This window comes from Bradyrhizobium sp. USDA 336, assembly GCF_044908355.1.
Classification (GTDB): Bacteria; Pseudomonadota; Alphaproteobacteria; order Rhizobiales; family Xanthobacteraceae; genus Bradyrhizobium; species Bradyrhizobium yuanmingense.
Genome location: NZ_JBIYDC010000002.1, coordinates 3,263,984 through 3,279,152 on the forward strand (window position 1 = coordinate 3,263,984; position 15,169 = coordinate 3,279,152).

A 15,169-nucleotide genomic window follows, 5' to 3' on the forward strand; every position below is an offset into this window, starting at 1 on the left:
TCTTGGTTACCACTGCTCGTCTCGGTCGGGCAATTCGCAAAGCCCACGGGATAGGGCAGAAAACGAACAACAAAAAGCAGAAGACCAAGGGAGCGTGCGACCATACCCGCCGGACTATCGCGAGCGTTTTGCCGAGGAGATCCCGGTCAGCTATTGGGGTGAACCGGAAGATCTCGCTGCACTCGCGGTGTTCCTGGCCTCACCCGTGGCCCGGTACATCACGGGCACTGTGATCCCGGTGGATGGAGGACTGCGGCGGCATCAGTTCTAAGGCGGGACTTCGTAGCCGCCTTGTGGCACGCCGCCGACAGTTTGATTGCTACAAGGTAAGTGCACTCCCTCTCCCGCTTGCGGGAGAGGACTGGGGAGATGTTTCCGCTATGGGATAGCCCCGACAGGAGAAAGCCCTGACCCGCGCCGGAGCCTGTCGTCGGGCGCGCCGTCGGCGCGGCCAGGTGGCGTGACCTCTCCGGCATCCGTCTTCGCCAAGGCTTCGGCGGACAAGAGCGGGAGAGGTTGCACCGAGCCCGTGGCAATCGATTCAACCTAAAGCCATTCCGTTCCAACTGCGCATCCGACGGCCTCATTGTCGCCGGACCTCACGGTTTGACGTAGCTCCAGCCTTGTTCCTGCAACTCCATAACGCGGACGACACCCGATTTGACCACCGTCGCCTGCGGAATCAGATTGACGTCCTTGCTCTCCGCCTTCCGCATATTTTCCTGGGTGTTGCCGCAGGCTTTGAAGGAGATTTCGGGATTGCTCATCGCGAGCACCTCGATGCGTGGCTTTACCGGCGAGGTATCATCGCGCAGCATATGAAGACCCGGACCGAAGGTGACGATCTCGATTGACACTGGTTCACCGAGATCGCGGTAATATTGCGCGACATTGCTCGCATTGTTGAGCGTGAGGTTCATCATCGCGGGGTCATTGGAATTGACCTGCAATATCAGCTGATGCGGCTTTTTGGCGATCTCGGGCTTTGTCGCCTGGGCCATCGCCGCCCTGGTCGCAGGGGATTGCTTGCTCGTGCGAGTCTGTCCCGGCTTGCTCGCCTGCGCCTGTCTACCCGGTTGCTTCGGATTGCTTACTTGATTCGTCGCGCTCGAGTGCGGGTTGAACTGGTTGTCCAGCTCCGCCTGCGCGTCTGATCCGACCAGGAGCAGCATCGCCATCGCTGCCATCGCCAACTTCAGATTGATCATCTCGTGTCTCCCGTTCCCTGACCATCACCTTCCTGGTCTGGCGACGCTATGTGGCCATTTGCATGCAGCCGCCATTCTCCTACGCACCTTCTCGAATCCGCTGAGCAGGAATTGTCCGTCTTGCACCTGACCCGTGCGGGCGAAAAGGCGCACGACGATGTGACCCTCGTCGGGTAGCGCGTTCAGCAACTTTACGACGTCGCCCCCGAAAGCGACGCCGGAGCCGAATGACGGCGATGCTGCCGCGAGTTGCATCGGCGTGTCCGCATTCAGCCGAAAGGAGATGACGTATTCGTTGGCGCTCCGTGACAGCGCCGATCCGGCGACCGTGACTTCGGTGCGGCCTTTGCGGCAGTGGATTGCGAGCTGCATCGCGGCTCCATCGGAGCCGCTGACAGAGTATGTGGTGGCGGTGACGATCGGCGAATAGTCGACCGGCGAGGTGGTCTCGCTGACTAGCCAATTATCGTCCGACACCCGCCGGGCAGGCCGTGACAACTTACGTGATGAATCTTGAAGACATTCCTGCCGGGCCGATCCGTCCATGCCCGAACAAGCCCGAAGTGCTTCCGTGGAATCGCCGGTGCTTTGCGCGTAAGCGATTCCGCAGGCAACGTTGAAGGCGACGGCGAGCGGAGCAACGGCAGCGTTCATGGCTTCGCCTGGGCGCTGCGTGCCTGGCGATCCAGCCATTCCTGCGCTGCCTGGAAGCGGGTGAGTCCCGGGATGGTTGCGGCGAGATTGATCGACCGCCATTTCGGATCAAAGCCTGGTGCCTGCAGGCGGTCGATCCGCGAGAACAGGTAATCGACGAGGCGCGCCACGCGTTGATAGCGATTCGAGCCTGGCCGCCAGTTGAACGCAACGAGCGCTGTCGGCACCGCGATGGTCGAGACCCGATCGCCCTGCTTGATCAGATTGGGATACTCGATCGCGTCCAACGTCGCGGGCAGATAATAGTCCTCGAATCTCCTGTCGTAGTGGACCGGGAGAAACTTGAATCCCGCTTCCCAACGACCGCGTACGAAGGCGTCGACGGGCTTCGATGTGATGAACACCACGGCCGACATCTCACCCTTGCGCATCTGTTCCAGGGCAAGCTGATGCGGAATGAACGTCTTGTCGACGTCGATGCCGAGGCGGCTGAAGATCAGCGGTCCGGAATAGGCGGCTGCGGTGCCCTGGGTATTGAAGTTCACTTTCTTGCCGGCAAGGTCCTGCAGGCTCGTGATCTCCGGCCGCACGAAGATGTGCAATTCGGACGGAAACAGATTGAGCAGGTAGGTGATGCGGCTTTGGATCTGCGGAACCTGAAGCTTGTACTCGTCGAGCGCGTCGGAATTGATGATCGCGGTGTCGACACCACGCAGATAGAGTAGCGCATTCAGATTGTCGGTGGCGCCCCGGGTGACGATCGGCAAAAGATGCAGCTGTGCTCCGTCGTCGACGACACGGGCCATTTCGGCCGCGAGGCGGATCGGCGCGCCCTCGAGCAGGCCGCCGGCGAGCCCGACGGTCCAGGCGTTCATCCGGTCCTTTTCTCTCTCCTGAGGAAGCGGCCGTCGGACGATTTGTGCATCCGCCTTGGCGGATCTTGCGGTTTGTGCTTCCAGGCAAGTCGGTTGAAGCAGCACGGCCATCGGCACCAGCGCGGCGAGCAGGAGCGACGAGAGCGACCTTGGCAGCTTGTTCATGTCGTTCCTTTCCGGATGCCCACTGCAACCACTCGTCCCAGCATGAATGCAAAGCCCACTCTCAGTGATGCAATGCATCCAGTCGTTCCTTGGCTCCGCGAATGCCGCTCCTCTGCGCCTTCGCGTAGAGCTCGCGCGCCTTGGCCGCCTCGCCGCGCGTTCCATAGGCGCCCCAAGCGGCCAGAACCGCTGGATCATATGTCTCCGCGAGCATGAAGGTCGCCTGCGCAATGTTCTTCTCGGCAGCGAGCTCGAGCACGATCCGCGCTGCACCGATATTGCCCTGATCGAGCAACGCTCTGGCACGCGGGATCAATCGGGCCTCCACCTCGTCCTGGCCTGGATTCGTCGGCGGCTCCGTTGCGGTCACGTTCTGCGCCGTCGACAAGATCGGGCCGTCGTTTCTTTGCGCCGCCGGGGCATGCTGATCGGTAAGGCGCGATACCGAGGCGATCTCTCTCTCCCTGGCTTCAGTCCTGCTCCGCTCCTGCTCCAGCGACTGTCGCAGTTCGGCGATTTCCCGGTTCGCTGCCTGTCTCTGCTGCGAGGCTGCATCGTTCGCCTCGCGCAGATGCCCGTTCAGCGATTCGATGACGCCGCGCGTTTGCGCAAGCTTGCTCTCCAGCGCGGCAGCATGAGCCTGTGCCTCTTCGAGGGCACGGCGTTGTTGCTCGGCGTTCGCCGTTGCCGACCGCGCGGCGTCCTCCTGTTGCGCGAGGGCTGCGTTCCTTTCGCGCTCCTGCTGCAAGGACTGCCGCAATTCCGCGATCTCCCCGCCCGCCGCCTCGCTTTGCTCCGCCGTCGCACCGTCGGCCGTAGCCGATCCGCGAGTCATGCCGGCAAGCTCGCTCGCGAGGGCGGCGGCGCGTGACTGCGCCTCGTAGCGTTCTTGCTCAGCGCTTGCCGCTATCGCCTGCGCGGCGCTCACTCGCGTCGCCAGGACGGCGCTCTTTTCCCGCTCCTGCTGCAGGGACTGCCGCAGTTCAGCGATCTCCCACGCCGCCGCATCCCTCTGCTGTGCGGCCACCTCGTCCGCCTCGCGCGCCTGCGCAATACCAGCCTCTACTTCGCGGCGGGTTCCGGCAAGTTCGTCCGCGAACGCGGCGCTGCGGGCTCGCTCGTTTTGAAGAGACTGCCGCAGCTCCTCCGCGGCAATTTCCGCCGTGTGCATGCGCTGGACCGCCTCGTCAAGCTCCCTGCGCGCGCCGGCCAGTTCACCGGAGAGCGCGTCACTGCGCCCGTCGGCGTCGAGCCGTTGTGGCGGGCCCGCCGCGCTTGCAGAGACTGCCTGAATCGGGGCCTCGGACGTTTCGCTCTGAAGGAGTGCTGGCGAGCCGGTCGCGAAGTCACGCCGCTGGTCTAGGCCGGCGGCGCCGTCGATTCGAGTCATTTCGGCAGTCGGTTGTGCCTTGAACGGGTCGAAAGCACCGAGCAGGGCTACCCCAGCGAAGATAAGGGGGACCAGAACGACAGCTGCAATGAGCGAACTACCCGTCTCCTCGGGATCGATATCCTCGGTCTCACCGAACCAATGGGTCCGTGAAGAGCAGAGCGCTGAGCCGTCCTTTGCGCCCCATCTGCCCGTCTCGGGCAACCCGTGACCGAGCTCAACGGCCCCCGCCGCATCATCTATTCGGGTGTTGTCTCGACCCTTGGGTGCAGTATCGATTGATTGGCGCATGCATCACGCCTCTCTCAAGAGCAACTCCAATGGAGCGATCGCCCAGCCTGTTCGCATGGTTTCGGCACCCGATCAGAACACGCGTAGATAATGTGTTGCGGCGCGGCGACACGCCCAAATTAAATATAACAATTAACTCAAATACATATAATTTTGACCATATTCAAAAGTCAAATTAAATATACTCCTCGGATGCCGTTAAACAGCTCATACATCGCATGGAATATAGGGCTGGCGCCCCGAATCTGCGTATCTGACCATGTTCTCGTCGCGTCTAGGCATGGAGGAATGACCATGCGCATTGCATTGCCGTATTTGGGAATTGGCGTCTGTTTGTCTGTTGCCAGCTGGTTGGTGCTCGGGCTTGTGCTCTAGCAGCGGTTTTCCGTAAAGGAACTCGGAATCGACCCGTGGGGCGGTCGCGCAAAATCACCGATCCAACGGCGCTTTGACCCTTGGCGTGTCCCGATCGCGGTCGGCGGCGTCCCTACCGCGCGTGTCAACCAAATTTCATGAACCTTTGCTATGGTCATCAACACTCATAGGTTTAAGTCCATTCTGTTTCTTGGCCCAGCTGTTCATTTCCTGACGGTCATAGTTTAGGGCGCGTCATGAGTACTCGTGGTCAGTGCGACCGTATTGCGATTCTGCGTCAACGTGTTTTGTCGCTCAGCTCTCAACTGACGGAGCTTCAGAACCTTCGTACCCGCCTGGAAAAGGCTGAGGAACGACGAATGCGCAAGCGTTCAAAAGTCACTGGTACCTTGGCGATGCGGCGCCGATCTTGGCAGTAGGCGAGTCGACAGCCCAAGCCCGCGTCGGGAGCGCCTCAAATTTTGGGATCGTAACTCCCAGATGCGGGTCCTTCACTTGCCTCATCGGGCCCATGCCCGATACACACTCAGGCGTGTCCTTCGGTTCTTCTCGTGCCACCACAGCTGGCTCGAAATCGCCGAAAACGGCCTGGCTTGACCGCATGGGTGCGTGCGCTCGTGGTGTTTTTCGCCTCGCGGGCGCAGTACAATCATGGGCACGGTGATCCCCGTGGATGGGGACTGCGGCGGTATCAGTTCTAGGAAGTCATGCGATGCGTTCGGCATTGAAGAGCGTGAGTGTTGCGATTGGTCTCTTGATGCTCCTCGCCGCAGTTCACTTGACCTCCGCCGCGTTTGGCGAGGACAAGCAGAGCGCCGGCAGTCGAGATGAGACCGCCGCCTTCGATCCCATCCCGTTTGGAGGCAGAACGGATTTCCAGGTCTCAGCCCTCGCCGAAGTCCCGCGGCAGGTGGCGCGCGCGGCACAGCGCGAAAGCTGCGACGTCGAAAGAGGCATAAAAGAGATTCCGCTTCGCTTCTTGGTCGAGAGTAAGCGCCGTCTCGTCCTCGTATATTGTCAGTGGATCACGGGAAGTCATCTCGTCTTCGACCTTAAGGACGTGCGCCATCCGAAGCTCGTCGCGTTTCCGTTCCTCGCACAGAACACCGGGTTCGGCACCACGCCGCGCCCGGGCCTCATCACCTGGCGAAAGGAAGCCGGCGTGTTCGAGGCCGTAACCGGAACAGACATGTGTCCGAGTTCTCGCCTTCGTCACGTCTACCGCCTCGGAACGACCGAAGGCTTTACCACCAGCGCCAGCAGCTTCGTGCTCGTCCGCGTGGATGTCACTGCGCGCGGCTGTGGGGGTGACCAGCCGTGGTCGACGGTGTGGCAAGCACCGAATTGGCCGGAGTCGATGATCGTGCGGTGAGGACGAGGTCAAGATGGTCGTAACATCGGATCGTGACGAGCCGGCCAGCGCGACAACTAGCGCAAGGCCGCACCTGCGGCCATTCTCGGCGAGCATGACCGCCCAACCGTCAGACCGCCGCCGGTAATAAGCGAGTCATTGCTCAACCGCGGGCGCGTACTTCGTCCCCGGCTTCAGGGAACATGGGGCCCAATCCAGTCGTTGCCTCCGCTCCACTGGAGGAAAGTTCATGCCCAAGAAGTCGCTCGCCGAAATCTCAAAGCAAATGGCCGGCATCGACATCGCCATTCTCTCGACGCACACCGAGAACGGCGAAATTGCCAACCGTCCGATGAGCAACAATGGCGACGTCGCCTACGACGGCACCTCGTACTACTTCACCTACGAACAGGCGCGGACGGTGTCGGACATCCAACGAAATCCCAAGGTAGCGCTCGGATTCTCATCGGAGGCGGGCCTATTCTCGAAGGGAATCTACGTCGCGGTCGAAGGGACTGCCGAGCTGATCCGCGACAAGGCCGCCTTCCAGCAGCATTGGACCAGCGACCTCGACAAGTGGTTCGACAACGGCATCGATACGCCGGGAATTGTCCTGATCAAGGTCAAAGCCAACCGCATCACGTATTGGAAGGGCCGCGAAGAGGGCGAGGTCGTGATCTGACCGACGCGGTGATCGTGCGCCGATTCCTCGATTGGTTCTTCAGGAGCCGCGAAACCGGCGCCATCACCATCGCGCAATGGCCCAACCTCATCCTATGGATCGTGATCGTCGCCGGCCTTCTGCTTTGGATCTGGCCTTCCGCGGGAAGAGCCAGCGTCGTCCTGACAATCGTCTTCAAAGGCGGACTGATGATTTGGGGCGCCGACGAGATCATCCGCGGCGTGAACCCCTGGCGGCGCTGTCTCGGCGCTGCGGTCGTCGTCTACGAGCTCATCACGCTTGTGCCGTAAGGTGGGTTCGCCGAAGCACGCCTAACCTTCGTGGTTTGCTGCTCCCTGCGCATCGCGCCGCCATGCACCCGGGCTGACGCCGACGATCGCGGAGAACACCCTCGTGAAGTGGCTCTGGTTGGCAAAACCGGCCGAAATAGCAACCTCGGACAGTGAGAGACCGTGCTCACGCATCAGGCGCTTGGCGGTTCTCACGCGATGATGCAGAAGCCAGCGATGAGGAGGCAGGCCGGTCGCAGTGCGAAACGCACGAGAGAAGTGGCTGACGGAGAGGTCGAGCTCCGCAGCGATCGCCTGCAACGGCAGCTTGCCGCCGAGATCCGCTTCAAGTTTGTCGCATGCGCGCGCGAGCTGCCATGGCGCAAGCGCGCCGCGGGTGGTCTCGGCCTTGTGCCGAAAGCCTCCATAGGTCTCGGCGACATGAGCCGTGAGCGCCAGCATCATGTGGTCGACGAAGAGTTGGTTGGCCTCGCCCGGCCGGCGCAGTCCGTCGCGCAAGGAAGCGCCGATATGACGGATGATGGCATCATCGTGCCCGACGGGGCCGCAGTCGAGCGCATCGATGCGCCGCGCCCCCGACTGATCGGCGAGACCATCGAGCGCCGAGCGCGGCACGTAGAAATGCAGAGAGTGAAACGGCTTGTCGATCACGTAGCGGGGGTCGGCCTTGAGATCGTATAGATAAGTCGTCCCGGCATGGACGTCTGCCTTTGTGAGGTGACGACCCTGCTCCCAGAGCTCGCACTCCGGATAGTCGCGCAATTTCAAGCTGACGAGATAGGCGTCTTCCGCAGCAAACGAACCGGACAGACCCGGCACCGGATTGTCGTTTCGCGTTTCCGTGACTGCGATCTCGGCGTTGCGCAGCGACCGCGTCATCAGCGTGGGCGGCACATCATCGAGGCGGAGGAATGCTCCGATCCGCTCACCGTACGCGCCTGTCCTGATCATCCTGTGTCTCGTCTGTGCCGTCGTAGAGCAGGCCACAGCAACCTGCCATTTGCAGGAACCTTTATCGGTATCCCCCACCGCTGTCCACGATTGACGAAGTCGCACCCCTCCCCGATCTAATCCCATCCAAATTTGTCAAACATTTCAAATTGTTCGGTGCTTGCTTTTGGCGACGTGAGGGGCCGCCGAACCGCAGCGTCGACATCACGACTTTTCACAAGCGCGCGCGACTAGCGGGCGCCCGACGCGCGCAGCAGGATCAGGCAATGCGCGGCAGTATCAGGAAAGACACAGATCTTCGCGCTGCCTAGAACCTGTAAATCAACGGCATCGGAATCTCGATGGATCGCCTTCGGACCTGATCCATCCTTTGAGCAGATCGCCAAGACCGGCTGTTCGGCCCCGCTCTGCGCGGCTGAAACGATGGTCGATTTGTCGCGCCCCAGCGACGCGCCGCCACCCGGGCAAAGCCATGAGCAAAGTCGTATTGCACGAATCTCCGAACGACATCCCCGCCGCGTCTCAAATGCGGCGCGATCAAGCGGGCGATCGACCCGCCGCCGATGTGGAGATGGCACGGGTGCTGGGCACGATGCCTTTCCGCATGGCGCTGGACTCCTCCGGCGCCGGGATTGCCCACTGGAAGCACGAGCCGTTGCACGACGTCGTTGCGCCCATGAGCCATCACGTCATCATGGCTTACAACGGCGCGGTGCAACGCATGGAGCGGCGGTCCGGGCAATCCGTCGCAATCGGGACGTTTCGCCCGGGCGTCGTCATTATTATTCCGGAGGGGTCGAGCTCCCGGTGGGACATTCCAAAACCGGTCGACGTCGTACAGCTCTACCTTCCGCAGACAACGCTGAAGCGCGTTGCGGATGAAGCCGAAGCCGGCGCACCGTCCGAGCTCCTGGAGCGAACCGCGCACCCCGATCCCGTCACGTCCCGCCTGCTCCTGAGCGCGGCGGACGTGCTCGATGGAAACGAGGCTCTCGACACGCTGTTCAGACAGCAACTCATGGATTTGCTTGCGACGCGCCTTCTGGCTGCGCACACCGGCTCGCCAAGTACGATCGCGCCGGCGAGGGGCGGGTTGGCGCCGAAGACGTTGCTGCGGGCGATCGAGCGGTTGCGCTCCGACAGTGATGCCGACGTCTCGCTCGCAGCGCTTGCCGCCGAGGCCGGCTTATCGCGCTTTCACTTCTGCCGCGCATTCAAGGACAGTACCGGGCTTTCTCCGCATGCCTGGCTGCGCCAGCACCGGCTCGAGCAAGCCATGAACATGCTGCGCGACACCGACGCCTCCGTCGTCTCGATCGCCGTCGCGCTCGGCTACTCCTCCCAGACCGCCTTTGCCGCCGCGTTTCGAAAGCTGACGGGGGAATCGCCGAGCGATTGGCGGCGGCGCGGTCGATAGCAGCAATCGCGATGCAATCGCGGCAATCGCGCTGGGGCACGGGCAAGCCCGGTTCGCTAGACATTCATGGTGCCCCCCACCTGCAATGGAAGCAGCAAATGCCCTTGATCACATCCGTCAGTCGGCTCGCGAGCACCTCGCGGCGAAATATCCTGGCAACCACACTTCTGTACGCGGCGTCATTGACCGTCCGCTCCACCTCGGCGGTAGGCCGCGATGCCGAGAGCGCCGCGCTTTCGGTCGGCAAGAACGACGGTGCAGCCTTCGTCACCACCAGCGACGGTGTCCAAATCTTCTACAAGGACTGGGGACCGAAGTCCGCGCAGCCGATCGTTTTCCATCACGGCTGGCCGCTCAGCGCCGACGACTGGGACGCCCAGATGCTGTTCTTCCTCGGCAAGGGTTTTCGCGTGATCGCCCATGACCGCCGCGGCCACGGCCGCTCCAGCCAGGTCAGCGACGGCCACGACATGGATCATTATGCCGCCGATGTCGCCGCCCTCGCCCAGCACCTCGATCTTCGCAATGCCATTCACGTCGGCCACTCCACCGGCGGCGGCGAGGCGACGCGATACGTTGCGCGTCACGGCCGTGACCGCGTGGCCAAGCTTGTGCTCATCGGTGCCGTGCCACCCCTGATGCTGAAGACCGAGTCGAATCCCGGTGGATTGCGCCTGGAGGTCTTCGACGGCCTGCGCCGGCAGCTCGCGGCCAACAGGTCGCAGTTCTATTTCGAATTCGCGAGCGGCCCCTTCTACGGCTACAACCGTCCGGGCGCCGAGCCCTCGCAGGCGGCCATCTGGAACTGGTGGCGTCAAGGCATGATGGGCAGCGCCAAGGCCCATTACGACGGCATCAAGGCCTTCTCGGAGACCGATTTCAGCGAAGACCTGAAGAGCATCGCCGTGCCGACGCTCGTCCTGCACGGCAGCGACGACCAGATCGTCCCCGTCGCCGACTCCGCGCCGCTGTCCGCCCGGCTTTTGAAGCACAGCACCCTCAAAATCTACGATCTGCTGCCACACGGCGTCTGCACGACCCATCCGGACATCGTCAATGCCGACTTGCTCAGGTTCGTGACGGCATAGCCCGGCCTTCATCCCAATCACATCACTCGAGGAAAAATCAACATGCGCATCGCCATCATCGGCGCCGGCTTCGCCGGCATGTATGCCGCCCTTTCAGCCGCCCGCCTGCGCGACATTCAGGGCGCTTCGCCCGACAAGCTCGAGATCGCGCTCGTCGCGCCCGAACCGACGCTCGTGGTTCGCCCGCGACTCTACGAACCAAAGCCCGAGACCCTTACCGCACCGCTGCAGGACGTCTTCAAGGCGATCGACGTCGTTTATGTCCGTGGCCATGCCGAGGCAATCGATACCAAGTCCAAGGTGGTCGAGATCGCTGCTGCGCAAGGCACGCGGAGAAAGCTGTCCTACGACCGGCTGGTGGTCGCCACCGGCAGCCGGCTGTTCCGGCCGAACGTTCCTGGCCTTGCCGAATACGGTTTCAGCGTCGACCAGCTCGATGATGCCATTGCGCTCGATCGTCACCTGCACGGGCTGTCGAGTCGCCCGGCCTCGAAGGCACGCAATACCGTCCTCGTCGCCGGCGGCGGATTCACCGGCATCGAGGCGGCAACCGAGGTGCCGTCGCGCCTGCGCAAGATTCTCGGCAAGGACGCCCGGCTGCGCGTGGTCATAGTCGACCGCAACGAGGCGATCGCCCCGGATATGGGCGCAGGCCCCCGCCCTATCATCGAGGAGGCGCTGCAGAAGCTCGGCATCGAAACCAGGCTCGGTGTCGGCGTGGCCTCGCTCGACAAGTCCGGCGTCACGCTTTCCAATGGCCAGCAGATCGAGTGCGAGACGGTGATCTGGGCCGCCGGCATCCGTGCAGCGCCGTTGACGGCGCAGATCCCGGCCGAACGCGACCAGTTTGGCCGGCTGCTCGTCGACCGCGAATTACGCGTCCCATCGGTCAGCGGCGTCTTCGCCACTGGCGATGCCGCACGGGCGGCGTGTGACGATGTCGGCAATTACGCGTTGATGTCATGTCAACACGCGACCCGGATGGGCGCGTTCGCCGGCAACAACGCCGCCGCCGAGCTGCTGGGCGTTCCGACCAGACCCTATCACCAGAAAGCCTACGTCACCTGCCTCGACCTCGGCGAAGCCGGCGCGCTGTTCACCCGCGGCTGGGAGCGCACGGTCGAGATGGTCGGCGACGTCGCCAAGAAGACCAAGCAGGAGATCAACACGGTCTGGATCTATCCGCCCAAAGCCGAACGCGCCGCAGCGCTCGCCTCCGCCGATCCCGAGCGCGTCACGGCGCTCTAGCAACTGCCCCCAACCTTGAAAAGGAGACCAACATGAATCTGCACAACGCCTCCATCGCCGCGAAACCCGAAGAGCTCGTGCCGTCGCGCTACGCGGTGCGCATTGGCGACATTGACGTGCTGGTGGTCAGCGACGGCGTGCTGCCGCTCCCGACCACCATGCTGGCGCACAACGCAGACCCCGCCGTACGGGCCAACTGGTTGAGCGAGATGTTCCTGCCTCAGGATGCGTTCGACTGGGCACTGAATGCGGTGATGGTGCGAAGTGGCGACAAGACCATTCTCATCGACGCCGGACTTGGGTCCGATCCCGATCTGCATCTGCCGCGCGCCGGACAGTTGATCAAGCGCCTGGAGGCCGCCGGAATCGACCTCTCGTCCGTGACCGATCTCGTGTTGACCCACATGCACATGGATCACGTCGGTGGCTTGCTGGTCGACGGCGTGAAGGAGCGGCTGCGCAAGGACCTGCGGATTCACGTGGCCGCCGCCGAGGTCAAGTTCTGGGAGTCGCCCGATTTCACGCATACCAACATGCCGCAGGGATTTCCCGATGCACTTCGGGCCGCCGCCAAGCAGTTCGTGAAGATGTACGGCAGCCAGATCCGGCCGTTCGAGGAGCAGCACGAGGTTGCACCCGGTGTCGTCGTCCGCCGCACCGGCGGTCACACGCCCGGACATAGCGTGGTCCGCGTGGCGTCCGGCGGCGAAGCGCTGACCTTTGCCGGCGATGCCGTGTTTGCGGTCGGGTTCGACCAACCCGAATGGCACAACGGCTTCGAGCACGACCCTGAGGAGGCGGCGCGCGTTCGTATCCAGCTGTTGCGGGAGCTTGCGCAGAGCGGCGAGCTGCTGGTGGCCACGCACATGCCGTTCCCATCGGTCGGCCATGTCGCGGCCGCCGGCGATGCCTTCCGCTGGGTCCCGGTGTTCTGGGACTACTGACCGGCAAGAACCGGCTGAACGGGAGCGCGCGTCCACGGATGATCGAGCGCGCGCTCTTCAGATCACACCCGTCACGGCGGCCGGTACACCGGGAATCGGCCGCCGCGGCGTGCAAACTCCGACCAATTGGTGCGGCTGACCGCACGAGAGATGAGAACATGCAAGATCAAAAGGTCGTTGTCGTCACCGGCGGCACGTCAGGCATCGGCCGCGCAGCGGCGCTCCGCTTCGCGAAACAAGGTTATCAGGTGCTGATCACCGGCCGCCGGGCGAGCCTGATCCAGGAGACCACGCTGCAACACGAGAACATCGCGGGAATGACGGCGGATGCAGCGTCCGCCGAGGACGCCAAGCGAACCATTGCGAAGGCGCTCGACAAATGGGGCCGCCTCGACGCGCTGGTCAACAATGCCGGCGCGGGCGCAATCCTGTCGCTCGCCGATGTCACTGCCGATCGCATCACAGACATCTTCGCTGTCAACGTGCTCGGCCCAAGTCTGCTCGCGTCGGCAGCGCTTCCCCATCTCAAGGCCAGGCGCGGCGCGATCGTCAACGTCTCCAGCACCTTCGGACACAAAGCGGCGCCGGGACTATCTCACTACGCAGCCAGCAAAGCCGCCGTGGAGCATTTGACGCGATGCTGGGCCTTGGAACTGGCCCCGTTCGGGATCAGGGTGAACGCCGTTGCACCGGGCCCAACGGAGACGGGCGCGCTGACGGGCATGATGGGATTGTCGGCGGAGCAGGCCGCAGCGGTCGAGGAACAGGAGCGCGGCAGCATACCGCTCGGCCGCCGCGGCGTGCCCGAGGATGTTGCTGAATGGGTCGTCCAACTCGCCGGTCCGGCCTCGGCGTGGGTAACCGGTCAGGTCATCGCCGTCGATGGCGGCCTGGGGCTGGCATGATCTCGCGCGACCAATAGCCTGCCGGCGCGAGATCGAAGGGCACCGAATCTCACCCCTGTCCCGCCGGCGGCACCACGTACAGCGTCAGCGCGAACACCGCATAGATGAAGATCAGCAGGGCGCCGACGAACCAGGCCGAGCGCCCGCTGGACGTGATGAAGGCCGACGTCACCGTCGCGATCATCATCATGGTGACGGCGCCCGGCCAGAACTGCAGGTCCATCGGCTTCGGCCCCACGACATAGCTGAGCAGCACCAAAGCGGGTGCGACGAACAGCGCAATCTGCGAGGCGCTGCCGAGCGCGATGCTGACGGCCATGTCGAGCCGGTCCTTGCGCGCCGCGGCGAAGGCCACCGCGAATTCCGCGGCGGCGCCGACCAGCGAGACGACGATGAAGCCGACGAAGGCCGGGCTCATTCCGAAGGTTTCCGCCGCCTTCTGCACCGATTCGACGAAGATCTCGCTGACCAACGCGACCAGCACGGTGACGACCAGCAGCGTGCCGACGGCCGTTCCGATCGGCCAGTGCGCCTCCTTGTCGTCGTGGCCGTGACCGGCGCTTGCGAACAATTCCTTGTGCGTTCGAAGCGAGAACAACAGGCCGAGCCCGTAAGCGATGATGAGCAGGACCGAAATGCCGAGGCTGAGCTTGTTGAGGATGCCCCCGCCCTGCGGCAGGTGGTCGAGATCGGCGACCGCCGAAGGCGCAAGCAGGGCGACGGTCGCCATCAGCAGCAGGCCGGACGAAAGCCGCGCACCGGCGCGGTTGTATTCCTGCACGTGATAGCGCAGGCCGCCGAGCAGCAGGCAGGCGCCCAGCATGAACACCGCGTTGGTGACGATCGCGCCCGCGATCGAGGCCTTCACCAGCATGTACTGGCCGGCCCGCAGTGCCGTGATGGCGATGATCAACTCGGTCAGATTACCGAGCGTTGCATTGAGCAATCCGCCCACGGCATCGCCGGTCTTCGCGGCAACCGCCTCGGTGGCGTGGCTGAGCAGCGCCGCCAGCGGAACGATGGCCAGCACCGCGAGCACGAACAGCAGCGTATGGGAATGCGGCGCCACCGCCTCTGCCACCAGCACGATGGGCACGAAGGCCAGCATCCAGAGCAAAGGGGTATTCCGGATTTCCCTGAGCAAAGTCTGCATGTGGCCGCCCTTCCATCGATGCGCTGATGGAAAGGTCGAGCGGCCGCGCGGGCGGAGTGTTGATCTGCCTCAACGTCGGCGTGGCGGAGACGGCGCGCAGGACGCGCATGCGGCCTGCTCCCGGCCTGATCGCTGGCACGCTGGCATCCTGCCAGTGTTTTGCCCGACGGGTCAACTTGATG

At 63.3% G+C, this 15,169-nt stretch carries 14 protein-coding genes and 1 pseudogene; 9 read left to right on the top strand and 6 right to left on the bottom strand.

Annotated elements, in window-relative coordinates:
- Positions 1-97: 97 nt before the first annotated feature.
- Positions 98-271, top strand: a pseudogene (locus ABIA45_RS16160) (SDR family oxidoreductase); the annotation flags it as partial.
- Between the two features lie 328 nt (positions 272-599).
- Here ABIA45_RS16160 and ABIA45_RS16165 read toward each other — a convergent pair.
- From ABIA45_RS16165 to ABIA45_RS16180, 4 genes are all read right to left on the bottom strand, one after another.
- Complete coding sequence (locus ABIA45_RS16165; RefSeq protein ID WP_404652790.1) at positions 600-1,208, bottom strand: hypothetical protein; 609 nt, start codon at positions 1,206-1,208, stop codon at positions 600-602.
- A gap of 24 nt (positions 1,209-1,232) precedes the next feature.
- Positions 1,233-1,862 carry a hypothetical protein gene (locus ABIA45_RS16170; protein ID WP_271545584.1) on the bottom strand — a complete coding sequence of 210 codons (630 nt, stop codon included), beginning with the start codon at positions 1,860-1,862 and terminating at the stop codon, positions 1,233-1,235.
- Positions 1,859-2,902, bottom strand: coding sequence for a TAXI family TRAP transporter solute-binding subunit (locus ABIA45_RS16175; RefSeq protein ID WP_275496731.1), 1,044 nt, complete (start codon positions 2,900-2,902; stop codon positions 1,859-1,861). Before ABIA45_RS16175 ends, ABIA45_RS16170 begins: the two co-directional genes overlap by 4 nt.
- A gap of 61 nt (positions 2,903-2,963) precedes the next feature.
- Positions 2,964-4,583: a hypothetical protein gene (locus ABIA45_RS16180; protein ID WP_404652793.1), complete on the bottom strand. Its 1,620-nt coding sequence runs from the start codon at positions 4,581-4,583 to the stop codon at positions 2,964-2,966.
- Positions 4,584-5,712: 1,129 nt separating this feature from the next.
- Here ABIA45_RS16180 and ABIA45_RS16185 point away from each other — a divergent pair.
- The 3 genes from ABIA45_RS16185 to ABIA45_RS16195 all read left to right on the top strand — a co-directional run bounded on the left by ABIA45_RS16185 (position 5,713) and on the right by ABIA45_RS16195 (position 7,281).
- Positions 5,713-6,330: a hypothetical protein gene (locus ABIA45_RS16185; RefSeq protein WP_404652795.1), complete on the top strand. Its 618-nt coding sequence runs from the start codon at positions 5,713-5,715 to the stop codon at positions 6,328-6,330.
- 229 nt (positions 6,331-6,559) lie between these two features.
- Positions 6,560-6,991 carry a pyridoxamine 5'-phosphate oxidase family protein gene (locus ABIA45_RS16190; RefSeq protein WP_157280943.1) on the top strand — a complete coding sequence of 144 codons (432 nt, stop codon included), beginning with the start codon at positions 6,560-6,562 and terminating at the stop codon, positions 6,989-6,991.
- A 14-nt stretch (positions 6,992-7,005) separates the two neighbouring features.
- A complete protein-coding gene (locus ABIA45_RS16195) occupies positions 7,006-7,281 on the top strand; it encodes a hypothetical protein (RefSeq protein WP_404652796.1) in 276 nt (91 codons plus the stop codon).
- 21 nt (positions 7,282-7,302) lie between these two features.
- Here ABIA45_RS16195 and ABIA45_RS16200 read toward each other — a convergent pair whose 3' ends face one another.
- Positions 7,303-8,232: a helix-turn-helix domain-containing protein gene (locus ABIA45_RS16200; RefSeq protein ID WP_275508883.1), complete on the bottom strand. Its 930-nt coding sequence runs from the start codon at positions 8,230-8,232 to the stop codon at positions 7,303-7,305.
- A gap of 472 nt (positions 8,233-8,704) precedes the next feature.
- On the opposite strand from ABIA45_RS16200, the gene ABIA45_RS16205 reads away from it, so the two are divergent.
- The 5 genes from ABIA45_RS16205 (at position 8,705) to ABIA45_RS16225 (ending at position 13,834) form a co-directional block, all read left to right on the top strand.
- Positions 8,705-9,649, top strand: coding sequence for a helix-turn-helix transcriptional regulator (locus ABIA45_RS16205; protein WP_404652799.1), 945 nt, complete (start codon positions 8,705-8,707; stop codon positions 9,647-9,649).
- 98 nt (positions 9,650-9,747) lie between these two features.
- Positions 9,748-10,737 (top strand): alpha/beta fold hydrolase, encoded by a 990-nt coding sequence (locus tag ABIA45_RS16210; protein WP_404652800.1) that lies wholly within the window; start codon positions 9,748-9,750, stop codon positions 10,735-10,737.
- Positions 10,738-10,779: 42 nt separating this feature from the next.
- Positions 10,780-11,985, top strand: coding sequence for an NAD(P)/FAD-dependent oxidoreductase (locus ABIA45_RS16215; protein ID WP_271545597.1), 1,206 nt, complete (start codon positions 10,780-10,782; stop codon positions 11,983-11,985).
- Between the two features lie 32 nt (positions 11,986-12,017).
- Positions 12,018-12,929 carry an MBL fold metallo-hydrolase gene (locus tag ABIA45_RS16220; RefSeq protein WP_271545599.1) on the top strand — a complete coding sequence of 304 codons (912 nt, stop codon included), beginning with the start codon at positions 12,018-12,020 and terminating at the stop codon, positions 12,927-12,929.
- Positions 12,930-12,967: 38 nt separating this feature from the next.
- Positions 12,968-13,834 carry an SDR family NAD(P)-dependent oxidoreductase gene (locus tag ABIA45_RS16225; RefSeq protein ID WP_404542807.1) on the top strand — a complete coding sequence of 289 codons (867 nt, stop codon included), beginning with the start codon at positions 12,968-12,970 and terminating at the stop codon, positions 13,832-13,834.
- A gap of 49 nt (positions 13,835-13,883) precedes the next feature.
- On the opposite strand, the gene cax is transcribed toward ABIA45_RS16225, so the two are convergent.
- Positions 13,884-14,987: a calcium/proton exchanger gene (gene cax, locus ABIA45_RS16230; protein ID WP_271545604.1), complete on the bottom strand. Its 1,104-nt coding sequence runs from the start codon at positions 14,985-14,987 to the stop codon at positions 13,884-13,886.
- Positions 14,988-15,169: the final 182 nt, after the last annotated feature.